This window comes from Sporosarcina sp. UB5, from assembly GCF_050859005.1.
In the GTDB taxonomy this organism is placed as follows: domain Bacteria; phylum Bacillota; class Bacilli; order Bacillales_A; family Planococcaceae; genus Sporosarcina.
In genome coordinates, this window is the sequence record NZ_CP125984.1 from 3,052,271 (window position 1) to 3,076,786 (window position 24,516).

The 24,516-nt window shown below is 42.6% G+C and carries 26 protein-coding genes and 1 other annotated feature (1 of these 27 running past the window's edge); all 26 genes read right to left on the bottom strand.

Features of this window, described 5'->3' with window-relative positions:
* Nucleotides 1-48 (bottom strand) — a binding site (T-box leader); it reaches 167 nt to the left of the window's first position.
* 56 nt (nucleotides 49-104) lie between these two features.
* Nucleotides 105-611 (bottom strand): DivIVA domain-containing protein, encoded by a 507-nt coding sequence (locus tag QM454_RS15360; RefSeq protein WP_432359461.1) that lies wholly within the window; start codon nucleotides 609-611, stop codon nucleotides 105-107.
* 94 nt (nucleotides 612-705) lie between these two features.
* Nucleotides 706-1,482 (bottom strand): RNA-binding protein, encoded by a 777-nt coding sequence (locus QM454_RS15365; RefSeq protein ID WP_432359463.1) that lies wholly within the window; start codon nucleotides 1,480-1,482, stop codon nucleotides 706-708.
* A 37-nt stretch (nucleotides 1,483-1,519) separates the two neighbouring features.
* Nucleotides 1,520-1,816, bottom strand: a complete 297-nt coding sequence (locus QM454_RS15370) for a YggT family protein (RefSeq protein WP_432359465.1) — start codon at nucleotides 1,814-1,816, stop codon at nucleotides 1,520-1,522.
* Between the two features lie 19 nt (nucleotides 1,817-1,835).
* Nucleotides 1,836-2,285, bottom strand: a complete 450-nt coding sequence (locus QM454_RS15375) for a cell division protein SepF (RefSeq protein WP_432359466.1) — start codon at nucleotides 2,283-2,285, stop codon at nucleotides 1,836-1,838.
* Nucleotides 2,282-2,977, bottom strand: a complete 696-nt coding sequence (locus QM454_RS15380; protein ID WP_432359468.1) for a YggS family pyridoxal phosphate-dependent enzyme — start codon at nucleotides 2,975-2,977, stop codon at nucleotides 2,282-2,284. Before QM454_RS15380 ends, QM454_RS15375 begins: the two co-directional genes overlap by 4 nt.
* A 71-nt stretch (nucleotides 2,978-3,048) precedes the next feature.
* On the bottom strand, nucleotides 3,049-3,291 hold the full coding sequence (locus tag QM454_RS15385; protein WP_432359470.1) for a PRC-barrel domain-containing protein: 243 nt from the start codon (nucleotides 3,289-3,291) through the stop codon (nucleotides 3,049-3,051).
* A 546-nt stretch (nucleotides 3,292-3,837) separates the two neighbouring features.
* Entirely contained in the window at nucleotides 3,838-4,617 is a 780-nt protein-coding gene (gene sigG, locus QM454_RS15390; RefSeq protein WP_432364053.1) for an RNA polymerase sporulation sigma factor SigG, read from the bottom strand.
* Nucleotides 4,618-4,713: 96 nt separating this feature from the next.
* Nucleotides 4,714-5,427, bottom strand: coding sequence for an RNA polymerase sporulation sigma factor SigE (gene sigE / locus QM454_RS15395; protein WP_432359472.1), 714 nt, complete (start codon nucleotides 5,425-5,427; stop codon nucleotides 4,714-4,716).
* Nucleotides 5,411-6,271 carry a sigma-E processing peptidase SpoIIGA gene (locus tag QM454_RS15400; RefSeq protein ID WP_432359474.1) on the bottom strand — a complete coding sequence of 287 codons (861 nt, stop codon included), beginning with the start codon at nucleotides 6,269-6,271 and terminating at the stop codon, nucleotides 5,411-5,413. The genes sigE and QM454_RS15400 overlap by 17 nt, the downstream gene beginning before the upstream one ends.
* 232 nt (nucleotides 6,272-6,503) lie before the next feature.
* Nucleotides 6,504-7,664 carry a cell division protein FtsZ gene (gene ftsZ / locus QM454_RS15405; protein WP_432359476.1) on the bottom strand — a complete coding sequence of 387 codons (1,161 nt, stop codon included), beginning with the start codon at nucleotides 7,662-7,664 and terminating at the stop codon, nucleotides 6,504-6,506.
* A 40-nt stretch (nucleotides 7,665-7,704) separates the two neighbouring features.
* A complete protein-coding gene (gene ftsA / locus QM454_RS15410; protein WP_432359477.1) occupies nucleotides 7,705-8,994 on the bottom strand; it encodes a cell division protein FtsA in 1,290 nt (429 codons plus the stop codon).
* A 94-nt stretch (nucleotides 8,995-9,088) separates the two neighbouring features.
* The gene (locus QM454_RS15415) at nucleotides 9,089-9,460 is read right to left on the bottom strand and encodes a small basic family protein (RefSeq protein ID WP_432359479.1); all 372 of its coding nucleotides are present in this window, start codon (nucleotides 9,458-9,460) and stop codon (nucleotides 9,089-9,091) included.
* Nucleotides 9,461-9,462: 2 nt separating this feature from the next.
* Nucleotides 9,463-10,182: a DUF881 domain-containing protein gene (locus tag QM454_RS15420; protein WP_432359481.1), complete on the bottom strand. Its 720-nt coding sequence runs from the start codon at nucleotides 10,180-10,182 to the stop codon at nucleotides 9,463-9,465.
* 27 nt (nucleotides 10,183-10,209) lie between these two features.
* Nucleotides 10,210-10,932, bottom strand: a complete 723-nt coding sequence (locus tag QM454_RS15425) for a DUF881 domain-containing protein (RefSeq protein ID WP_432359483.1) — start codon at nucleotides 10,930-10,932, stop codon at nucleotides 10,210-10,212.
* Nucleotides 10,913-11,707, bottom strand: coding sequence for a cell division protein FtsQ/DivIB (locus tag QM454_RS15430; protein WP_432359484.1), 795 nt, complete (start codon nucleotides 11,705-11,707; stop codon nucleotides 10,913-10,915). The genes QM454_RS15425 and QM454_RS15430 overlap by 20 nt, the downstream gene beginning before the upstream one ends.
* Nucleotides 11,708-11,721: 14 nt before the next feature.
* Nucleotides 11,722-12,813, bottom strand: coding sequence for a putative lipid II flippase FtsW (gene ftsW, locus QM454_RS15435; protein WP_432359486.1), 1,092 nt, complete (start codon nucleotides 12,811-12,813; stop codon nucleotides 11,722-11,724).
* A gap of 30 nt (nucleotides 12,814-12,843) precedes the next feature.
* Nucleotides 12,844-14,193 (bottom strand): UDP-N-acetylmuramoyl-L-alanine--D-glutamate ligase, encoded by a 1,350-nt coding sequence (gene murD, locus QM454_RS15440; protein ID WP_432359488.1) that lies wholly within the window; start codon nucleotides 14,191-14,193, stop codon nucleotides 12,844-12,846.
* Nucleotides 14,194-15,168: a phospho-N-acetylmuramoyl-pentapeptide-transferase gene (mraY, locus tag QM454_RS15445; RefSeq protein WP_432359490.1), complete on the bottom strand. Its 975-nt coding sequence runs from the start codon at nucleotides 15,166-15,168 to the stop codon at nucleotides 14,194-14,196.
* A gap of 78 nt (nucleotides 15,169-15,246) precedes the next feature.
* Nucleotides 15,247-17,091, bottom strand: a complete 1,845-nt coding sequence (locus tag QM454_RS15450; RefSeq protein ID WP_432364054.1) for a penicillin-binding transpeptidase domain-containing protein — start codon at nucleotides 17,089-17,091, stop codon at nucleotides 15,247-15,249.
* A 131-nt stretch (nucleotides 17,092-17,222) separates the two neighbouring features.
* Nucleotides 17,223-19,418 (bottom strand): penicillin-binding protein, encoded by a 2,196-nt coding sequence (locus QM454_RS15455; RefSeq protein WP_432359492.1) that lies wholly within the window; start codon nucleotides 19,416-19,418, stop codon nucleotides 17,223-17,225.
* Nucleotides 19,419-19,453: 35 nt separating this feature from the next.
* Nucleotides 19,454-19,834, bottom strand: coding sequence for a cell division protein FtsL (ftsL, locus tag QM454_RS15460; RefSeq protein ID WP_432359493.1), 381 nt, complete (start codon nucleotides 19,832-19,834; stop codon nucleotides 19,454-19,456).
* A 16-nt stretch (nucleotides 19,835-19,850) separates the two neighbouring features.
* Nucleotides 19,851-20,783 (bottom strand): 16S rRNA (cytosine(1402)-N(4))-methyltransferase RsmH, encoded by a 933-nt coding sequence (gene rsmH, locus QM454_RS15465; RefSeq protein ID WP_432359495.1) that lies wholly within the window; start codon nucleotides 20,781-20,783, stop codon nucleotides 19,851-19,853.
* A 68-nt stretch (nucleotides 20,784-20,851) separates the two neighbouring features.
* A complete protein-coding gene (mraZ, locus tag QM454_RS15470) occupies nucleotides 20,852-21,283 on the bottom strand; it encodes a division/cell wall cluster transcriptional repressor MraZ (RefSeq protein WP_432359497.1) in 432 nt (143 codons plus the stop codon).
* Between the two features lie 177 nt (nucleotides 21,284-21,460).
* Entirely contained in the window at nucleotides 21,461-23,068 is a 1,608-nt protein-coding gene (gene bshC / locus QM454_RS15475) for a bacillithiol biosynthesis cysteine-adding enzyme BshC (RefSeq protein ID WP_432359498.1), read from the bottom strand.
* A gap of 93 nt (nucleotides 23,069-23,161) precedes the next feature.
* A complete protein-coding gene (locus tag QM454_RS15480; protein WP_432364056.1) occupies nucleotides 23,162-23,551 on the bottom strand; it encodes a DUF3397 domain-containing protein in 390 nt (129 codons plus the stop codon).
* 9 nt (nucleotides 23,552-23,560) lie between these two features.
* On the bottom strand, nucleotides 23,561-24,451 hold the full coding sequence (locus QM454_RS15485) for a 2-dehydropantoate 2-reductase (RefSeq protein ID WP_432359500.1): 891 nt from the start codon (nucleotides 24,449-24,451) through the stop codon (nucleotides 23,561-23,563).
* Nucleotides 24,452-24,516: the final 65 nt, after the last annotated feature.

Consider the following 24,516-nt stretch of genomic DNA (forward strand, 5'->3'; position numbering starts at 1 on the left):
CGCTACGCTAGAATTATCGGAAAGTACTGTCTCTGTCAACGCCTGTTCCTGCTTATGTGTTCATTATTATATGTGTGATTGCGTTAGAATGTCAAGCTTCTGCGTCATTCTCTCTCCGCTGCGGATTCAAGATGTTCAGTTTCCGGCTCATACTCAAGAAGTTTTTCCCAATCATCTGTAGTAATCATGTCAAGTTGAGCTTCAATTAGCATGCGGAAGCGGTTTCTGAACACTTTTGATTGTTTTTTCAAGTCCTCGATTTCCATCGCAATTTTACGGGCGCGTGACAGTGCTTCATTCACAATACGGTCCGCATTTTTTTCTGCTTCTTTAATGATCAATTTCGATTCTTGCTTCGAGTTTCTTCTAACATCTTCAGCCGCTTCTTGGGCAATCAAAATTGATTTCTGTAACGTCTCTTCAATTGAGTTGAAATGGGAAACTTTTTCTTTCGTTTCCTTCAAACTGTTTTTCAACGATTTATTCTCTTCCAACACATTTTCATAATCTTTCATGATTTGTTCGAGAAACTCGTTCACTTCATCTTCATCGTACCCACGGAAGCCACGGCTAAATTCTTTATTATGTATATCAAGTGGTGACAATGCCATCTGCTGTTCCTCCTTTTCAAGTAAATCATCTATCCCCTATTATACATACCTACAACAGATAAAACAGTAGTTTTTCAACTGACTGTCTGAAAAATCATTCTAACCTACCAATTAACAACCGTATTTTGTCTTTTCGCGTTCTTCCTTCAATGGACATAATTTTAAAACGACCTGCCCCTCTAATTGAAAGGATGTCCAACTCATTCACTTCAAATGATTGCTGATCACGTATGACATGATTCACTTTCACTTTATCATTTTGAATGAGTGCGACGGCTTTTGGACGCGGACAATTTACTAACGAGGCAACTAGCGAGTCAAGGCGCAATGAGCTAATTGTATGGAGCTCTTCTTTCCAAGACTCCGACATTACGATCAGTTCATCAGATGACTCGAGCTCTTCGACCCGAACTTTTGATTTGCCGATCGACGTTAAATTGGCAATGATATAATCTTTCATTTCCTCTGCAGCAGCGAACTGAGCGACATCTCCTTCCAAACGGATATCTCCGAACTTGGAACGGTCGATGCCAAGCGCCATAAGGGAGCCTAAAATATCCCGGTGCTCAAGCGTCATGAATTTTGAAGGATACTTTACCGTAAACAGAGACACTTGAAAATCCTCATCATCCGGTTCGTAATAATCGGGGTAAATAAGTCCTCTTTGCCGTTCCGGCTCAAGAAATGCTCCATAAGCCCGGTATTGCAATCCCGTACTTCTGACGACAGAGCTTACAATGAACATCTGTCTCGGGTCAAGAAAGCCGGTGAGTTTTGGAGAATATGTATCCTCCACTTCACGAGCCCACCCCATTACCGTTTCAATGAACGGCTGTTCGTCTTTTCTAAAATGTTGTACGATCGAATCCATGTTGAAATATCTCCTTAGCGACCCTTATAAAAAAACCTCACATAAGTGAGGCGATGATCAATCGATATACTTCCCGTACCCCGCTAGAAATCAAATAGTTCAAAACGAAGATTGCGACAATCGGCGAAATATCAATCATACCGAGAGGCGGAATGAACTTACGGAAAAACCCTAAATAAGGCTCTGTTATTTTCCCCAACAACCTTCCAAACTTCGTTTCCCTTGATGCAGGCACCCACGACATTAAAATATAAATAATGAGGAGTATCAAGTAAATGTCTATTGCCCTTACTATGAGCGAAAAAAGCAAAGTAATTATTTCTATTAGTCCCATCTGTACACCTCATCCAATTCTATCTTTCAAAAAAATCCGAAATGGTCCCTGCTACTTCTACGTTCTCCGGAACGCATAAGAAAATATCAGTTCCAATCCGTTGTATATCCCCGCCAAGTGCATAGACGGTACCACTTAGGAAATCGACGATGCGAATCCCTTGGTCGCGCTCGATCCTTTGTAAATTAACGACAACGGCCCTTTTATTCTTTAAATGCTCCGAAATGTCTTGTGCTTCTGCATAGACACGAGGTTCAAAAAGAACAACCTTCGAAGATTTTTGGATGCTCTGCAAACTTACAACTGTCCCTGGCTGTTGCTGAGTTTCTGCAGCTTGCGGCCTTCTTGCAACTGCTCTTCTCGGCTGTTGCTCTTGAGTAGGTTGTTGTTCTCGGGCAGGCTGCTCTTGCTGAAATTCCTCTTCTTCATCAAGATAAAACCATTTTTCGAATCGTCTTTTTATACTCATTCGTCTCCCTCGCTCTCCGTTCCGACTAATGCGGTTCCGATTCTAACGTGAGTTGCACCTTCTTCGATTGCAATTGTATAGTCATTCGACATACCCATAGATAATAATGCGCATGGTGCATGATCCAAGTTTTTAGCTGCGATTTGGTCTCGAAGGCTACGCAACGAGCGGAAAATCGTCCGGATCCATTCCTCATTCTCTGTATAAGGTGCCATCGTCATCAAGCCCGCTACTCGTATTTTATCATATTCAGCCAACTGGATGATAAACTCTTCCAAGTTAGTAGGCTCTATTCCGGATTTCGACTCCTCGCCAGAAACATTCACTTGAACGAAGCAATCAACTGGTACTGTTGCGCGTTTTTGAATTTCCTTTGCAATGCTGAGACGATCAAGTGAATGTAGGAAATCGACTTGATTAATAATGTCCTTCACTTTCCTACTCTGCACATTACCGATGAAATGCCAGCTAAGATTTTCTGATTCGATGCTTTCCTGTTTTGCAAGAAGTCCTTCCGGCCGGTTTTCGCCAAGGTCCGTAATGCCGAGTTCCATAACTTCACGTGCTCTGTCAGCGGATACTTGCTTTGTCACCGCCACGATCGTCACATCTTGACGTTTTCTTCCTGAACGGTCGCAAGCTGCTTGTATTTCTTCTTCTATTTTTTGCATACGTTGTTGAAGTGTGTCCATTAAAATCACTACTTTTCTGCTTACTTTGCTTTATTGTACCAATTGAATGGACACATATCAATGATAAGTCTTCATTTATCAGTCTTTTTACCTACTAATACGATGTCTTTTCCAATTGTAAGGACGTCATCATACTTGACTTGTTTCAAATCTTTCATTTTTGATTCTAAAAACAGGGATCGTTCTGCTCCTCCAATTTGGAGAACGTCAATTTTACCGTTTTTCATATCAATCGTCGCGTCTTGCACGAATCCTAGAAACGATCCCTTTTTCACTTCAATCACTTCTTTTTTCTGCAAATCTGAAAAACGCATAGTCATTCCCTCCTTTCTATAAACATTAGTTGATTTTCGCTCCAGGCGGACGCTTTCCGCGGGCGGGCGGTGAGCCCCCTCGTCCGCTACGCTACCTGCGGGGTCTCCCCTGTCCCGCTTTCCCGCAGGAGTCGCCGCCTTCCGCTTCAATCAACAAATTAATAGTAACTTAATTTATGGATATCCTTTTTAAAAGCTACCCATACTAAATTTCTATTGTTAATAACTTTTTATTACCTAGCAACTGATGCTTGGAGTGCAGGCGCGAGACTCCTGCGAAAGCCGTCACATGGAACGGCTTTTGCGAGTAAAAGCGTAGCGTTACGAGCACAACTCAGTGGAGGATGCCTTAATTTCTGCAAAGAACGCAGAAATACGGCAAATCGAACCCTTCGCTGTTCGATTGGCTGAGGCAACGCCCGCGGAAAGCGAGCGCTGGAACGGAAAGCATCAGCCCGGTTTTTAGGCATCAAAATATTCCTTTCTACATGGTATGCACAATCGCCCCAAAAAACGCAATGCCTAGGCATTGCGTTTTCTGATTGATTATTTATTTTCCATTCCATCTCTAATAATTTGAATCGCATTTTTCTCCAATCTTGAAATTTGAGCTTGGGAAATGCCTAGTTCTTTTGCTATTTCAGTTTGTGTCTGTCCTAAATAGAACCGTTTTGAAAGAATGAGCTGCTGTCTCTCTGTCATGCCAGAAACCGTTTCTTTTACAGATACATACGTTAGCCAACGCTCTTCTGAAACTTTTTTATCCTGCAACTGATCCATAATATATACTGGATCACCGCCATCGCCGTTCATCGGTTCGTGAAGGGACATCGGATCTTGTATCGCGTCTAAAGCGAACAAAATATCATCTTCCGGAATTCCCGTCACTTCTGCTAAATCGGATATCCTAGGTTCCTTCTGATGTTCATTTACAAATTGTTCTTTTGCCTTAATTGCTTTATAGGCTATATCCCGGAGCGATCTGGACACCCTAATGGCATGGTGATCCCTCAAATGTCTTTTAATTTCACCGATGATCATCGGGACGGCGTATGTTGAAAACCGGACGTTATGTTTTAGATCGAAATTGTCAATGGACTTTAATAATCCGATGCAGCCTACTTGAAAAAGATCGTCTGCCTGCTCCCCCCTATAAGCGAATCTTTGAACGAGGCTTAATACTAATCGCAAGTTCCCTATTACAAGCTCTTCCCTTGCCGATTCGTCACCATTTTGAAGCCGGATAAACGTTTCTTTCATCACTTCATTCGTCAGTAATGGCAAATTGGACGTATCGACACCGCAAATTTCCACTCTTGTACGCATCATTCGCTTTTCCTCCGCATTCTGTAGATGACTGTAGAAAATAGTTTGTCCTCTGTTTTGCGGAATATGCGAATTCGAATTCGGTAATTTCAACCATCATGCAATTGGATGATTCAATCGATCACGTAATTCGGAGATGATTTTCTTTTCTAGCCGGGAAATATAAGACTGTGAAATGCCAAGAAGTTCTGCTACTTCCTTTTGCGTCATTTCGAGTCGTCCGGTTAGTCCAAAGCGGCATTCCATTATATATTTTTCTCGCTCATCCAATGTGCTAATTGCTTCAATCATATGTTGTCTTTCTAATTTCTTCTCAACGTCATCAATGATAATATGCTCATCAGTCCCTAAAATATCAGAGAGCAATAGCTCATTGCCATCCGCATCTGAATTTAACGGTTCATCAAATGAAATTTCGGAACGAGTTCGGTTCGTTTTTCTCAAATGCATAAGAATCTCATTTTCAATACATCTTGAAGCATATGTCGCCAATTTAATATTACGATCGCTTTTAAACGTTTCGATCGCTTTTATAAGTCCGATTGTCCCAATACTAATTAAATCTTCAATATGGGTATTCGTATTATCAAACCGACGGGCAATATAAACAACGAGCCTAAGATTCTTTTCTATAAGCGTATCTCTGGCATCCATATCTCCTTCCATGAAAGCCCGAATCGCGATAGCCTCTTCTTCTCGAGATAATGGCTTTGGAAGCGATTCATGGCCGCCTATATAATACGTACCACTCTTTTTTCGATTGAAGAAGCTCTTGACGATCGATAGCCATTTTTTAAGTTCGTGCAACATGATGAGTTCCCCTTTCGTTCGTAATGGATTCCAATGCAGAGGCATGCAAAATAGCGTTTGCCCCTTCCGGATAACGGTTATCCTGTTTTGTAAAGACGATATAACCTGCCGGCAGCTCACTCCCTTCTCCGATGACCCATCTATCGAATTTAATGCCGACCGCCCAAGAGGCTCCTTGAACTGTTTGCAGCCGGATGAGTCGTAAGCTTTTTTGGTAGTGCTTCGGAAATGTTGAAAGTTGAGGAATGTCTTCTGTTTTCCATACAAGCAAGGCTTCTTTCAACTCCTCAGGAATCGAGCGTTCTACAGACTTGAATGACACGAAATGCACAGGTTCTCCAGTAAGCGGTTCTGTACAACGGTTTCCTGTATCAATAAAACAAGGAATGGAAATTGTTTTATTCCAAATTGACAACACCGAAGCCACTGAATAGGACGACAGTTGCCGAGCCATTCTGACATCCAACCATTTCGTTTTAAATAAATAAAGCAATACATACGCTAAAAGTGCACTTATGAATACAGTCGCTTTGGAATCCGAAAACATAAACTTATCCGTGAAAACGGTTAATGCTCCCCCGGCGAAAAGGGCACCGATCAATACAATGACCGCGGGGTTGCCGATAGACGCGATTGAAATTCCAAAGGCAGAAATAATCATGACACTGAAAGCTATGAAGATGGCGATATGGGAATTAGGGAAAATTGTTACAGGTAGCGCACCGACAAAGGAGGCAAGTAATAGACGTAGCCTTGAAGCTTGTGCCTTGACCATCCGATTTGCAAAAGACAAAATTGCATAGTTAAAAACCATATTAATACTAACAATGAGTTCCCCATACATCAGCCCGCCCTCCTTGTACGTAAGGATAACACTGCCATACTGCAATGTTTGTCGGAACAAGAGAAAAAATATAGTAAATATTCGACATAATTAGCAGTGGTAGTGACAACATTTTGCGGTTGAATTCCAATATGTCGCGAGCTACTACATATAATTATGGTCAGATACAGAACTAAAAAAACTCTCCAGCATGTCCTAATGGACGGCTGGAGAGTTTTGTTTTTTAGTTTGATTATCTTCTTTGGCGATTACGCAAGAAAGTAGGAATATCTAACGTGTCCTCTTGCTGATGGCTCTGCTGTTGTCGTGTCGGCTCAGGCTGCTGGAATTGCGTCTGCGGCTCTTCTCGACGAGTATGAGTCGTTTGTACAGTCTGTGGCTCACGTTGACGTTGCGTTCCGAATCCAGGAGTTCTAGAAGGTTTCGGCTGATTCAATTGCTCCTCGTTGAACCCTGTAGCAATAACTGTAACAACAATTTCATCTTTTAACTCATCATTAATAACAGAACCGAAGATCATATTAACGTCCTCATCGGAAGCGGAAGCTACGATATCCGCAGCCTCTTGAACTTCGAACAAGCTCAAGTTAGAACCGCCCGTAATGTTCATTAATACACCTTTTGCTCCGTCAATCGACGTTTCTAGAAGTGGGCTTGAAATGGCTTTCTTTGCAGCTTCAGCAGCACGGTTCTCACCTGTCGACATCCCAATTCCCATTAACGCGGATCCTTTGTTCGACATAATCGTTTTCACGTCCGCAAAGTCAAGGTTAATAAGTCCAGGAACGGCAATCAAGTCGGAAATACCTTGAACCCCTTGGCGTAAAACATTGTCGGCTTCACGGAATGCTTCTAGCATCGGTGTGTTTTTATCGACGATTTCCAATAATTTATCGTTCGGAATAACAATTAGTGTGTCGACAGATTCTTTCATCGCTGCAATTCCACCGATTGCTTGCGTCTGACGTTTCCGCCCTTCAAAAGTGAATGGACGTGTTACGACACCTACTGTTAACGCTCCAAGGTCTTTTGCCACTTGAGCGATGACAGGTGCAGCACCTGTCCCTGTTCCGCCGCCCATACCTGCTGTTACGAACACCATATCCGCGCCACGAAGCGCCTCTTCGATTTGCTCACGGCTTTCTTCAGCTGCTTTTTTTCCTACATCAGGATTTGCACCTGCTCCAAGACCGCGAGTCAGTTTAGTACCGATCTGTAATTTTACTTCCGCTGCTGATAAATTAAGCGCTTGCGCGTCCGTATTCACTGCGATAAATTCTACACCTTGCACTCCATGTTCAATCATGCGGTTCACCGCGTTATTTCCTCCGCCACCGACTCCAATCACCTTAATGACTGCGAGTGCATCGATGTTTGTATCAAAATCCAGCATGCTCTCTCCTCCTAATCCCTATATGACCATATTTGGACAGTCACTCAAAAAAACCGTCGAAAAATTTCTTAGTTTTGCTAATGAAGCTTGTTTTTTTCTCTTTCGTTTGAACTGCTACCTTCTTATTTCCTGCAGATGCAGATGAATAGTCCATCCCACTCTGTGTAGCAGCTGTTTGAGACTCTGCTACTATACCAAAATAGGTATCTTCCATATTAGCATAACGGATAAGACCTACAGCAGTCGAATACATTGGTTCACGTACCCCGATATATTCAGGAGTATGGACGCGGACCCTCGTTTTCAATACATGTCTAGCAAGTTGCAAAATCCCATCAAGCTTTGTCGTGCCGCCTGTCAAGACTACACCACCCGGCAAATCATGGATCCCCATACGGTACAACTCTTCAAGAACTAAGTCGAACAACTCTTCCAATCGGACACCAATGATTTCCGATATGTATCTTTGACTATACTGATCTTTCGAATCGGCACCAATAACCGGGACTTCAAAAAGTTCGTCATCCGATGCGTCATCGTAAAATGCATGTCCATATTGATGTTTAATTTTTCTTGCTTGCTCTGTTGGTGTCTTCAGGATGATCGATAAATCTTTTGTAATATGGTCTCCACCTACCGGAATGACTGCAGTTGAAATGAAACGATTATCACCGAAGATGGATATCGTAGTTGAACCTCCACCGATATCGATAAATGCTGTACCGTGGTTCATTTCATCTTCCGTCAATGCAAACTGCCCTGCAGCTAACGGTTGTAAATAAATTTCTCGAATTACAAGACCTGCCCGCTCGACGCATCTTAAAATATTATGCACTAACGTTTTGGAAGTCGTAATAAGTGTACCGTCCATTTCAAGACGGACACCAATCATTCCTCGAGGATCTTTTATTTCATCATAATCATCGACTATGAACTGCTTCGGTATGATATTAACGATTTCCCTTTCAGGCGGAACCGACATGACTTGCGCTGATTTCATAACCCGATCCAAATCATCATCGGTAATTTCCCTATTCTCCGAATTAACAGCCACAACACCTTTGACGTCTTGTAGATGTACGCCATTGGCAGGAATGCCTAGAATGACGTCCCGGATTTGCATACCTGTCATCCGTTCGGCCTGTTCTACTGCTTTACGGATGGATTGGACAGTTGCATCAATGTCGATAATCGTCCCTTTGCGAATACCTGCAGATTGGACGTTACCAACTCCGATTACGTGAAGGGATCCGCCATCCACTTCGCCGATCAGTACTTTGACTGACGAAGAACCTATATCAAGTGATACATATATTGTAGATTGACTCAATTTCCGGCACCTCCCATTACAGTCCTTATCATACATTCTATTGTATTAGAGTCGTATTGTCTAAATATTTTCTCCATCCGATGCTCAATTCCTTTCATTCCTGAATTTTCGTTTCAGAAACTTTACTTCGATCTGACCACTTCGTCAGCAGAATCCTTCTTATGACAGCTATATTTTGGAATAACCTTACCCCAAATGCAAATACGGCAGCCAAATACAAATCCACTCCGAGATGCACGCCGAGGAATGCTAATCCAGCTGCAAGGACAATATTGAAGAAGAAGCCGGAAATGAACACCTTATCATCATAAATCTGTTGAAGATGTGCTCGTATTCCTCCGAAAAGAGTGTCCAATGCAGCTAACACAGCGATGGACAAATAGTTGCTGTAAATTTGCGGGATCTGTATATCCGATAAAAGTCCCAGTGAAACTCCGAGTATTAAACCTAGCAGTGGCAACCACATTGTTATTCCCCTTTCGGAAGTTCTTCCAAATAGATATTTTCGAATTTATCGGGATATCCACGAATGGTCACATCGTTCTCCGGCTGTTTGATTTCAAGCACGAGATTATCGAGATAGAAATCGTCATGGATGGACGATGCCAACAAATAATTGTAAAGCTTTTCGCTATCCGACATTGTTGGCGAAATGATTTTTATCGTAAAGGGAGGCGTCTTGACATTCAGTCCATTGACAGAAGTCGATCCGTTAATAACACGTATAGCGCTCAACATCGTATAGCGCTTGCCGTCTATTTCCATGTGTATACCTTTAAAACGATTCACTTCATTGACGAAACGTGTAAGCAAGTCGGATGAAATACTCGTGATTGGTATTCCAGACACCATGCTTTCCACCGAAGGACGAACTTCAATCGTTAAGCCTGGTCCCGTTATATCGGTCGTCCCCGCCTTATTATGTAGCTTGTCCACCGTATCTTTTAATGCTTGTCCTGCACTCGATTCGCTTAATGTTCTGTAGGATGAAATCGTCCTATCCAACTCACGAATTTCAGTCAGGAGCTCTGAATGGATTTTTTTCTCTTCCGCCAACTCTTGGCGAATTGCCCAAATATCCCTCGTATCACGTTCCTTAGGATGTTCAACTGTATTGTATTGAACAGCAATCATAAATCCGATTAGTAGGAGGACAATTGTAAATTTCCAGTTGATAGCTTTCTTCAACGAACATCCTCCCTCCTCCGTAGTTAATCATGCTTCGTCCCTTAGTGCGGGAAGTTTAATTTCTTTTAATTGTTCCAACGTGACGACGATATTATCATGCACCAATCCGTCAATCACTCCGCCGCCTAGTTTTAAAGAGGCAGAGAGAACATCGGCATCGCCTACAGCTTCGATGACGAAAGGTGCGGGAAGCGCTCTTCCGTCAATCGTGATAACAGGACCAGTACATTTAATATATGAATTGGATGAAATGCGTTGTCCATTTATCGCAATTCCTTGTGCGCCGGAAATTTTTAGTTCATTAACAACACGAAGTACATGACTTTCATGGACAATATAGTCATTCGGATTTTGTACAACAGGATCATAATCGTTGTCCTTTAAAGTAACACGAACTCCCGGGCCGGAAGCCGGAATTATGGCTAGGAGCAGCCGAAGGTCTTTCGCTTCCTCGACTAGCACGGTATGATTTTCTTCGCTTTCAGAAAAAGACTTTTCATAGTCACGAATCTCACCTTGCTTCGCTTGGATTTCATCAGTGAGCTGCTTATTCCTTTCCTTTTGGGCGATTAATTCTTCTCGATATTGTTCCTCCTGTTGAAATGTAGGGGATTCGACGGAAGTTTGACCACTATCTTTCCCTAGCGTACGATAGGAAAACGCGAAGATGAAACCGAGTATGAGAAAGACGAAAGAGTATAAGATGTATCTTCCTCTTTTTTTGTCATCCTCACCCATTTTCTTCGCCATCTTCATCACCTTCCCCTTCATTTATACTACCTTTTCCGTAAACTTCGCTATAAGGTGTAAAGAATATACCTACTTCCATATTGACTATGCCTTTTTCAAGATCTCCAAGTTGAGCTATTATGTCCGGGTAATAATCCATCTTCTCTGCGAAAGTGTGCAGTATCGCATGAACTTCATATCCATCATCCATATACGCAATAATTGTATCCGGAGTCTCCTCTGTCCCAGTATAGATGATTTCGGAAATCATTTGCAGAACATTTTTATCCATTTTCATTAATTGCTTCGTTACCTTCCCCCTAAGTTGAGGGTTGTCCATATGATTCAAAATCGGGACGTTCGGGTAATTCCTACTACCCGGGAATAGAGTACCGTTTTCGAGCAGTAAACGATAGTCCCCTCCATTTTCCATATAGGCGACTGATTTCCATTCACTTACGGAAATGTCGATATCTCTCAACCATTTTCTCGTTACAGAAACAGCGCTAACGCTTTCGAGTTTTAAAAGATCTCTTTCTACTTCTTTCGTCTCAAATCCCCAATAAGAGGCACCTTCTACAATTCCGCTCTTTTCATAGTAATAACGTTCATCATAAAGTTCAGCACCGTGGATTTTCACTTCACCCACTTTGCTAAGTGGGGATTGGAAATACAATAGTACTAGAAGGGCGATACAGAATACAGCGATAATGAATAAAAACTTTTTATTCGTCTTCCTTCTCCGCTTCTCCCTCATGGATGGTATCCGTTCTTCGATGTCTATTACTTTATCCATGTGTCGCCCTCCCTTCAACTTCGTTGTCTATAAAAAGCAAAATGCAAAATCGTCCCCGCAGCCATCCATGTCGTTAGCAGTGAGGAGCCGCCGTAACTGATGAATGGCAATGTAACTCCCGTAACTGGCAATAAACCCGACACGACACCGACATTGAGGAATGTTTGAAAAATAATCATTGAGGCCATCCCTGCAGTCATTAAAAATGATTTGTAATCATGTGTGCGAATCGCAATTCCAAAAGCAGACAAGAGGAGTACGGAAAAGAGGATAAGAATGAACGTCGCTCCGATAAACCCTGTCTCTTCAGCAATAATTGAAAATATGAAGTCGTTTTGCGGTTCAGGTAAGTATAAGTATTTCTGCCTGCTATTCCCATAACCATGTCCGAATAATCCACCCGGCGCTATCGCAAACAACGACTGTATCCCTTGAAATCCTGTACCAAGTGGATCATTCCAAGGATCAATATACGACTTTATTCGGTCGAGCCGGTAAGGCGCGGCGGCGATAAGAGCAACGAATGCTCCGACACCAACAAAGCCAAGAACACCGAAAAATGACAACGGATATCCCGCCAAAAACAAAATAACGAACGCGGAGACAATCATGATTACCGCAGAACCTAAATCTGGTTGGAGCATAATTAATGCAGCAGGTAATAATATAAGGACAAAATGGCTTAGCCTAAACGGATTTTTCCCCGGCGATTGCTTCATATTGCACGCAAGCTTTCCGATAAGCGCTACTTTAACGAACTCAGCAGGCTGAATGCTGAACGGACCGAGGGCAATCCAACTTTGAGAACCGTTACGCACTACACCGATGCCAGGAATCATAACAGCAACTAACAACAATATTGTTATGTAATAAAAGGCGGTCCAAAAAGATTCATTCGATGTCCACGGCCCTTTCATCAACATAAATGCAATGACGATGGAAACAATCATGTAAATCCCTTGTTTGACAATAAAGGGGGAAGAATCCGCATAATGTACTTGCCCCCAGTACGATCCTGCAGAATGGACAAAAGCTAATCCGATTAATGATAACGACACTGCCGAAATGACGAAGGCAGCCTTTAATTTCTGATCCAGTGAACGCATCCTTCCGTCTTATTGGTCCAAGTTGAAAAGTTAAAGTTTCATTACAGCCTCAATAAATGCATCACCACGTTGTTCAAAGCTCGGGAATTGATCCCAACTTGCACAAGCTGGTGACAATATAATTTGATCGCCTTCTAAGGAGGCAGCAAAAGCTTCCTGGACCGCTTCTTCCATCGATGCTACTTTCACTGCATAAGGAACTCCGCAAGAGGCTGCGAAATCGACGAGTCGACCAGCCGTTTCTCCAAGGGCGAGAACAGCTTTCACTCTTCCCATATACGGTCTAAGCTCCTCAAATGAGTGACCCCTATCCAGTCCGCCTGCTATTAACACGACAGGTGATTGAAAAGAAGAAAGGGCGCTTTTTGTCGCCAACGTATTTGTCGCTTTTGAGTCATTATAAATTGTTCTACCTTTCAATTCTTTCACGAACTGCATGCGATGTCGGACTCCCGTAAAGGAACTTAGTACATTTTCGATCGTTTCCTTGTCGCAATCCATAAGAATCGCAGAAGCTGTGGCCGCCAATATATTTTCCAGATTATGTTGCCCAGGCAATTTAATAATTGCTCTTTCCATATACGGTTCGCCTTGCCAATAAATCATTTCATCATCCGCAGATATCCCTTCCGCCTTTTTCCCTTGCAATGAAAAAGGAATTTTGCGCGCCGCAGATTTTTCAATATACGGTCGCATTTCAAGTTGATCGGCATTATAAATAAAGAAATCATCTTCGGTCTGATTAGCTGCTACCTTCGATTTCGCCAAGGCATATTCTTCCTTCGTTCCATGGTAATCGAGATGTGCATCATATAAATTTGTCCATACAGAAATCTTCGGACGGAAGTTTTCCGTTCCCGCCAACTGGAAAGATGACACTTCCATAACAATGACTTCATCAGGATTTGCATGTTGTGCAACAGTGCAAGCTACCGTACCGATATTCCCCGCAATTAACGGCTTTTTGCCCCCGATATTTAAAATGTGATACAGCAACGTCGTCGTTGTCGTCTTCCCGTTTGAGCCAGTAATAGCGATGATTGGAGCTTCACTTACTAAATAAGAAAGTTCGATTTCCGTCCAAACCGGGATACCTTTTAACACCGCTTGGCGAATAACTGGGTTGTGATAAGGGATACCAGGATTTTTGACGATTATATCAAAGCCTTCATCTAGAATATTTTCAGGATGTCCGCCACAAATGACCGAAACCCCTCTTGACCGCAATGCTTGGGCTTCTTCACTGCCTTTGTCAGGTGATGAATCATTAACGACTACATCAGCCTCAAGCGAATGTAATAGTTCTGCCGCGGCATAACCACTTTTGGCAAGTCCGAGAACAAGAACTTTCTTACCTTTGAACCCGATTCGCTTTCCCATTTACATCACCTCCCACAGTACGGGGATCATCGCAGCTAATAATGCTACTCCCCAAAAAACGATGACGATTTTCCATTCGGACCATCCAGACAACTCAAAATGATGGTGAATCGGACTCATTTTAAATACCCGTTTTCCGGTTAACTTAAAGCTTGCCACTTGGATCATAACGGACAATGTTTCGATTACGTATACAATGCCTATGACGACTAGAAGAAGTTCCTGCTTAACTAAAATCGAAAGCATCGCAATTGCTCCGCCGAGCGCCAAAGAACCCGTATCTCCCATGAATACTTTGGCAGGTTTCATATTGAACAATAAAAAGCCTAGCATCGCACCGGAAACGACGAATGCAAATGTCGCGATGTCATATTGCTCATAGACAAGTCCGAGCACACCGAAAGCGGCAAAAGCAATCGTCGAAGTGCCTGCAACGAGTCCATCGAGACCATCCGATAAGTTGACAGCATTCGAAAATCCGACGAGCCAAAAAATGAGGAAAGCGACGTAGAAAACACCAAGGTCTATCGCGAAATCCGTGAATGGAATTAAAACTGTCGTTTCAAACGGACCCATTTTCAATAGGAAAAAGGCGATAACAGCAATAATGATTTGCCCGATAAGTTTCTGGATAGATGTCAATCCTAAATTCCGCTTCATGACGACGATGATGAAATCGTCAAGAAATCCGATTATACCGAAACCGGCAAGCACAATCATCAATACAATGGACTGCGTAGTTAGTACGTCTTCAAATATGTATGATAGGATGAGCATCGTAATGATAATGGAGCTCAGGAAAATAAGGCCACCCATAGTAGGCGTGCCCGCTTTTTTCTTATGGGCTTCGGGACCCTCCTCCCTAATGCTCTGGCCAAATTTCAGCCTTCTGAGCAACGGGATGATGGCGGCCCCGATAATTGCTGTTAGTACAAATGCAACGGTAATGACCGTTGTTGTCGTGAAGAGTGTCATAGTATGTTCTCCTTACTTGTTTTGGAACTGTAGTTGTGTTTAAAGTATATTGTCTAACTTCAAGCGCCTTCCGCTTTTCTAATCTTCTTCTGTATATACATGAATAATATCGTCCACATTCATTAAAGAATCAGGAACCGGCATTTGGTATTTGATAACGTCTCCTTCACCATGCCACTGTATACGATACGTATGAAGTTGGCGGGCAACCATACCTTTTGTCATGCCCGTCAAATCCGGAACACGATGTGTAATAGGATCCCCCCAACGATATTCTTTTTCAAGTTGACCTTCCCTTTTTTCAATGCCAGCAAGGGGAGCAATTTCTTCAATGATCCTGCCAACAATCGGCGCTGCAATGACACCACCAAATTGAATCGAATTTTTCGGGCTATCTACTGCGATATAGACAAGTAACTCAGGATCATCCGCTGGTGCGAATCCGATAAACGAGACGATGTAATCGCCATCACTATAACGACCGTCAACGACCTTCTGAGCAGTACCTGTCTTTCCGCCGACACGCAATCCATCATTGAATGCGTTGCGCCCGGAGCCGTTTGCAACAACGGATTCTAATGCCTCTCTCACTTGCGCGGAAGTTTCCTCACTGATGACACGTCGTCTCATTTCCGGCTCAAACGATTTCAACGTCTCTCCCTTATCATTCTTAATTTCCTTCACAATATACGGACGATACAAATAACCACCGTTTATGGCAGCCGCTACAGCTTGCACTTGCTGGATCGGCGTTACCGAAATTCCTTGGCCGAAAGCGGTCGTCGCCTGTTCAACTGGACCAAATCCATCTTTTGAAAACAGGATTCCTTTTGCTTCGCCTGCAATTCCCGACCCTGTCGTTTCACCGAAACCGAAATCACGGATATAACGGTCAAGCTTTTCACCGCCTAAACGTTGTCCGATTTCAATGAAACCGGGGTTGCAGGAGTTTTCTACGACTTCCAAAAAGGATTGGTGACCATGCCCTGTCCGTTTCCAGCAGCGTAATTTCGCGTTAGCAACCATCGTATACCCAGGATCATGAAAGTGTTGATTATGAAGGTCAATTACCTTTTCTTCAAGTCCAGCAGCGAGCGTAACGATTTTAAATGTCGACCCCGGTTCAAATGTCATCCAAACCGGCAAGTTCCGATTATAGATCGTCTGATCGGTGTTCTGATATTCTGACGGATGGAACGTCGGCATGGAAACTAACGAAAGGATTTCACCTGTCTTCGGATTCATAATAATTCCGATCGCTTGTGCAGCATCGTATTTTTCCATCGCTTGGATCAGTTCCCGCTCCATCACTTTCTGCATTTCGATATCGATCGTCAGTTCAATCGTCGCTCCATTTTCTCCAGACTGGAAACCGTCGTCGACATGTGGAAGCGGTATCGCCTTCGCGTCTGTATAGAGACGTATTTTATCCCCAGTGCCTTGCAAAATCTCATCATATGCATATTCAATGCCTGCAAGGCCTTGACCGTCATAACCGGTGAACCCGATAAGCCTTGAAAGCAATTCCCCGTACGGGTAATTCCTGACAAAGTCAACACCTGTATACAAACCGTCAATTTTCAGTTTGGCTATTTCTGTCGCCTGTTCCTGAGTAATGTTTTTTCCTTCTGGCGCTAATTTGTTCATATAAGCTTTCTTCGTCATCTTCTCAAGTAGCTTGCCCTGATCCACTTGCAAAATATCTGCTAACAAAGCAGCAGCCTTTTCCGGCTCTTTGTTTTGAGAAGGCATAAAATAAAGTGTCGGAGCAAGTCTGTTGCCGACAATTAGCTCACCGTTTCGATCCTGAATTTCCCCCCGGATCGCTCCAAAAGGGATTTCCCGATCCCAGTTCTCTTCCGCACGCGCTTTTAACCATTCGTGTTTAATGATTTGAACGTGGAAGAGCTTTGCTATAACCATAGATATGGAAATGAGGAAAATGATAAAAACAGCCCGCAATCTCTTCTTCGATTGCAAATCTGCATATTTACGCAGAGCCCCACACCTTTCGTTTTTCTATCAACCTATGAACGGGAGGGGACAGCTATACATCATCCACCAATTATCTCTTCCACTTCCTCGTCTTCTTCATTCGGCTCAACAGGAGTATGTTGCTCTTTCGGTGATTTCAGCTGGAGGACGACTGGATCATCTTTACTAATGACAGCACCCGCTGAAAGACTTTGCTCCGTCACATATCCATCACCGTTCAATCGAATATCGAGCCCTGATAACATTTTAAATGATAAAGCCATTTTTTTCGACCATCCAGTAAAATTTGGAAGGACAGTATCCCCATCCGTTTCGAGAAGGACTAAAGATCCTTCACTCAATTTTGTACCTTCTTCAGGATGTTGACTCCTCACCTTGCCTCCCTCGCCGATCAATATCGGTAAAAACCCTTGTTGTTCTAGAGTTGCAATCGCAGAATCCGCACTTTCTCCAATATGATTCGATAGAGACTTTGTCGAGGACTCTTGACTATTTTCAGGAAGGATATTCATATATTTTAAACTACTTTCCATAATCGAAGTGAAAAGTTCCGCAACGGGATCCGACCCATATTGTCCAAGCTCAAGCTTCGGTTGTTGGACAATTACGTACGTCAATAACTGTGGATCATCGATTGGAGCCATCCCGAGGAATGAATACAAATAGTTGCCATCCCCGGACAAATAGCCCCTTCCTTCCTTATTAGGAATTTCCGCGGTTCCCGTCTTTCCTCCTACCGAATAGCCCGAAAGAGCGAATTTTCGGCCTGTCCCGACATCAGAAGTGACGGTTGATGCTAAAACGTCACGAACTTGCTTTGCCGTTTTTGCGGAAATAGGAGAGTTCTTTACTTCTTCATTATGATCCTCCACTACTTCCCCACTATTCGGATCAATGATTTTATCAATAACATACGGTTTCATCATCTTTCCGTCATTCGCAATCGCCGTCGCTGCCTGAATCATTTGGATTGGAGTAACGGTGGATCCTTGTCCGTAAGAAGTCGTCAACCTCTCACTCGGGTTAATGTCCAAAATAATGCCTGGTACTTCATTCGGTAAATCGATACCAACCTTTGCCCCAAAGCCAAAGCTGTGTAAATAGTCGATGAACGTCCGGTCGCCCATCCTTTCTAATAAGTACGCCATTGATACGTTCGAGGAACGTTGGAACCCTTCTAGAAAACTAATTCTTCCCCAACCGGTTCGATTCACGTCACGGATTGTCTTATCATAAATCGTATATTGTCCTGATTGGAACTCAGCAAAAGGATCCCATTTCCCCTCCTCGATTGCCGCCGCCAATGTAAACATCTTCATCGTGGAACCTGGTTCAATCGTGTTTTGCACAGCATCATTTAGCCAGTTTTCTGTCAACCCAACGCGTGTGGATGGATGGAACGAAGGACGCTGGCTCATCGCATAAATTTCTCCAGTTTTCGGGTTCGTAACAATGACGAGCATCTTTTCAGGTGAATATTTCTCATTGACTTGATTCATCGCGTCTTCGACGAAATTTTGGATCGTCTTATCAATCGTCAATTGAATCGTCAAACCATCTTTTGCAGCAACGATCTTTTTTTCCGTTTTTGGTAGAATGTATCCCCAAATATCCGTCTGGTAATCTACTTTACCGTTCGTCCCAGTAAGTTCCTCGTTGTATGTCTGCTCAAGTCCCATTTTACCGACCGTCGAAACATTCCCTTTCTCATCTTCCTCGCGTATCGCAAAACCAATCAAATACGAAGCAAAATTCCCATTTGGATAAAAACGCTTCTTATCTTCGATGAACTGCAGTCCAGTAATGTCTTCTTCTTCAGCAGCCTCTTTTATAGCTAGCATCGTTTCATGGCTTATATCGCGGCCCGCTTTACCAAACTCAATCTGATACGTCTCTGAATTCCTTTTTATCGCAGCATCCCTAATTTCGATCATCTTCTCTTTTTCCATCGGGATGAACCTGCTTAATAATTCCGCAGCTTTATTAAAATCTGTGACATGCCTCGGTTCTTTCGCACCCTTTTCAGTAGCTTTTTCACTCAAAATAGCGATTAACCGATAACTTAACGTATCGGAAGCAATCATCTCGCCATTACGATCGATAATTTTTCCCCTTTCGGCTTTCAAGATTGCCTCTCTCGCATATTTCGCTTCGGCCATGGCAGCCATTTGTCTTCCTTCAGCCTGTCCTGTTATTTGAATGCTCAACAATCGCAGAAACAAAAGAAAAAAGAGCCCTCCGAAAATTACGAACATCAGAAAGGCTCCCCATTGAAATCGAAACTTCTTTTTCATCGTCCAGGCACGACCTTTACGTTTTTCTCGTTAAGATTCAAGCCGAGCTCCTTCGCTTTATTCCAAATAACTTCGTATGTAGATTTCTCGCTCACTTGTATGGACAACTCTGTATTCTGTTTTGAAATCTCTACGATGTCGTTGTTGAGTTTTTGCACTTCCTTATTTGTATCATTGATGTGGGCTTGTGTATGCAAAATCATTGTAGAGAACAGTACGAGAACTGCAGCGAACAGCACGAACAGGAATTTTTCTCCAGCCGAGAAAAGTTTTCTTGGACGCCTCGTAGGCTGTTGTGTCTCATTACTATTCGGTGATTGTGGTGTATGAACTTCATGTATCGTATTCATTTGAAAGCTTCTCTGTTCCAATGCCATCCGACATGTTCCCCCTTTATTTTTTCTCTACGATCCGCAACTTTGCAGATCTGGATCTTTTATTCACTTCAATTTCACCTTCACTTGGAAGGATCGGCTTTCTCGTTACTAATTTGAACTCCGGATCCATTCCCTCAGGAACGACTGGTAAATTCGGAGGCAATTCCGGCATGGAGGAGGCCTCTTTAAAGATCGTCTTACACAATCTATCTTCAAGCGAATGGAACGTGATTACACAAATGCGACCACCGGGATTCATAATCGTCAATGCATCCGTCAAGGAATCCTCTGCCGCCCCAAGCTCATCATTCACAGCTATTCGGATCGCCTGAAAAACCCTTTTCGCAGGATGTCCCCCTGTTCTTCGTGCAGCCGCAGGAATACCTTCTTTAATCAACTCCACGAGCTCGCCTGTCGTTTTAACCGGTGCGTGTTTTCGTGCTTCTTCGATTTTTCTAGCGATAGACTTAGAAAATTTCTCCTCCCCATATCTATAAAAGATACGTACCAAATCTTCATATGCCCATTCATTCACTACTTCATAGGCAGTCAATTCCGCTTCCGTATTCATGCGCATATCAAGCACGGCGTCATGATTGTAACTGAATCCACGCTCGGGCGTATCAAGCTGCGGCGAGGAAACGCCAAGGTCATATAAAATGCCATCTACTGAATGTACATCAATCTTCGCCAGTTCATCTTTTAAGTTTCTGAAGTTCGAATGGATGAATGTAACTTGCTCTAAATAATCGTTTAGCTTCACTTTGGCAGCGTCAATTGCTGTCGTATCTTGATCGAAGCAAATCAATCTGCCGCCTGCCGAAAGCTTCTTCACTATTTCCAAACTATGTCCTGCACCGCCAAGTGTACAATCGACATAAATGCCATTGGGTTTAATGTTGAGCCCATCGACGGCTTCGTGAAGTAATACTGTTATATGATCGAACATTGAAACCGCCTACTTTCCTTTAGTGTTTTATCATCTAGCTCCAGCGCCTAGTGGCTTCCGCTTTCGCATTAAAAATCAAAGTCAATAATGTTTTCCGCAATTTCATTGAATGATTGCTCCGACTCGTCGTAATAGGAATCCCAAGAAGACTTTGACCAGATTTCAATGCGGCTTGAAACACCAATGACGACACAATCTTTTTCAACTTTTGCGTAGTCCAATAATGAGGATGGAATATTAACACGGCCCTGCTTGTCAAGTTCAACTTCCGTAGCACCTGAGAAAAAGAATCGGGCAAATGCACGTGCATCTTTCTTTGTAACCGGCAGCGCCTTCAGTTTTTCTTCAAGCCGTTTCCATTCCTCCATAGGGTAACCGAAGAGGCAGTTATCCAATCCACGAGTCAACACAAAACCATCCATTAGATATTCCCTGAACTTCGAAGGGACTATCAAACGGCCTTTTGCATCTATAGTGTGCTGATATTCGCCCATGAACATACTCTTCACCCCACTATATGTTTTTAATGTACCACATCCCCCCACAATCCTCCACTCAAATTCTATTTTCATAGTAAAATGTGAATATAGTACTTGTTTCATTGAGACATAAACTCGTAAATGAATAAAAAAACGCCGATGCAGTCATTAATACCTGCATCGGCGTTAATTCTTTATTTATAAGTAGATGATTTGATGAGTACCGTCCATTTTAATTGGCTGACGAAGTAGGTCTTTTACCAAATCAGGACCATATTGGTTCATGAAAAGATAAGGCGTATAGATCCGTTCTTGTAACGAACCTCCCGGAAACAGCTCATTTTCAATTATGCTATATTTGCGAAGTTCCGATTCGTGTCGAATGAGTAGCTCCTCTTCGGCTTTCTTTCGTAAATAATTTAATTGCTTTTGATGGAATTTTAAATTCTTCTCAAGTAATTGACGCATCGCTATACTTGAAACGACTTCAAGTTCCTCATATTTACTTTTCAATTGCTTTTCCGTTTCTAAAATCAGGTTTTCAAATCGTTCATTTTGCAATGAATGAACAAACTGCTCCCGAACTTCAGGGGTTTTTCCAGCAAACACTTCTTCTAGCGTCATAGAAGTCGACTCCATCGCTTGTTTTGCACGTTTCGAAACTAATGTCATCGATATTCTTGGAGCAATGATTGGCATGCGGATATTAAAAAGCTGGAAAGCTTCTTTCAATAATGCCCAATATGCAATCTCTCCTGGCCCTCCGACGAAAGCGAGAACCGGGAAAACGAGATCTTGCATAATAGGACGCGTAGCAACATTATTGCTTAACAACCAAGGTTTATTGTTAGCAATATGCAGCATTTCGTCACGCGTGAAACGAATTCCCGTACTATCATTTACGAAATCCCCGTCCTCCTTAGAAAGAAGAACCCGCCCAGTTTCATGCACATAAAACAAATGCGCAGCTTCCTTTTCAGCTTCAATCGGTTTACCAAATCCCAATTGGGAAAATTGCTCTTCTTTCTCGACAACCAATTTTGCGAGCTCATCAGACTTTACGATGAATTGAGCGAAGTGGCTTTTTTCGATTTCACGTAACGGCTTGTACGCCGAATCGATGAAAAGAAGACCTTGTTCGTGAAATAGCCCGTTTATCAGTCTAACGAAAAATCCGGTAAATGTCTCTTCCATATCGGCCGCTGTCAACACTTCCTCCATCAATGCGCGAGTATGTTCCGTTTCTCCGAACTGACGAAAAACGTTTTCTATGAATGTCGTCATTTCTTTACTGGAGTATTTCGCGTCGGAAGCCATCAATTTCAAGATGAACTTTTCTGGATACTTAAGTTTCATCGTTCCATTAGACGTTTCTGTATAGACGTGATTAATTTCATCTAAATCATGATCTTCTCCTGCCACCCAAAATACAGGAATTACAGGAACTCCAAGCTCTCTCCGTTTCTTCTCCGCAAGTAAAATAACCGTAATCGCTTTATGAATAGAATAGAGCGGACCCGTCATAATGCCTGCTTGCTGGCCGCCGATGACGACGACACCATTTTCCGTAAGTTCCTCTAGATGTATCGAAGCTTTCTTCGATATGCCGAACGGTTCCATGAAGGAACGGATGACAGAGGAAAGTTCATTCCTTAGAAACGAGCGATTACGTAATTCCGCTAGCCTTTCGGGATAAGAACTCCTTTCATTTTTATAATCAAAGAAATTATGTATAAATTCATTGTCACGCTCATAAGCTTCCATCACTTTGTTCCGGTTTTTCAAGACCATTGTTTCGATTTCCATCATTGATGCCCCTTTTTACTCATATGAACAGAGTATATCATTCTCATTCTGCAGATTGAAAAATAAAAGCTTGTAGACTGAATTATTTCCCCATCATTTTACATATTCCGATATTTTGAAAACGACACCAACGACGAAAAGAATGACATATGCAAATGAAAGTAGTAAAAAATACAACCTCCATGTTTTCTGGAAAACACGAGTGATTTGGAACTCTTTCTCCTTCATTCTCTCCATAACCGCGAATAATATAGCTAATAAAATGGCAACAGAAATAATCGTAAAACCGGTTCCTTTGTCAAAAATAGTCATTGACGTAATATAAACTGATAAAAACAAAAAAGGGGTTGTAAAATCCGCCGCCTTTCCAATAACAGTAGCAGGCGCCTTCCCCATTCTCCTCATAACGAATAGGAAGATGATCGTAATGAGAAATGGAAACAAAACGACAATTCCCGTAACGATTGACAGGAGGCCATTCATCAACGCTGATCAACTCCTATCTATCGCTAGTAGCATATTTTCGAGTGTTCGCAAAAACGGCAAGCTTACACCGCGACGTTCACCCATTTGAATGACAGACGATACTACCGTCTCTATTTCCATCGGATTCCCTCTCATCCGATCTGTCAACATGGACGATTTGTTCTTTGCAGTTTTCAAACAAACAGATTCAACCGCAGCTTTTGATAAATCGTTTTTCATTTCAGGAAAAGCTACTATAATTTCATCATACAACTGATCAAAAAGTGTTTTGGCGTATCTATTCTCCACTAAGTCGCCGTTCTTCACTTGCAAAATCGCAGTTAAAGGATTGATCATGCAATTAATTAGTACTTTTCGTAAAACAATATGATGCGCGTCATTCGTAAACGTTACTGGAAAATCTTCCGAATGGACGTTTTTCATAAATTCAAAACTCGTCCCCTCTCCCCGGTAAGAAGCAATCTTTATGGCACCGACTCCGTTATGAGAAACGGTTCGATTGTCCAATCGGCCTGCGCCATGCTCGACTGTCGCAAAAAACACATTCGGCAGTTCAGATTCACTCACGTATTTGAAATGGCCATACCCATTCTGAACGAACATGACAGCATTCCTTAATTTCCTCTCAACAATAGTTTCTACGATAGTTGCAACTCCTTGATACTTCGTTGCAACTATCCAAGGCGCGTCTTCTGGCAGCTCGCTTACGTCTATTTGTGCGTCCACTTTCAACACTGTTTCGGTCCGATCACTATTAACCCTCCGAATTCCTAATTCCCGGATGGCCGACGCCTGCTCTTCCCGTCTCACTAAAAACACGACGTTCACACCTGCTTCAGCTAAGTACGAACCGATGAGCAAACCGATAGAACCCGCCCCAACGACAACAACTTCCATGCAATTCCCCCTTTTTCAAAAAGGGCTACCTCCAGAAAAGGCGCCCTTTTATTTTTCTTATATTC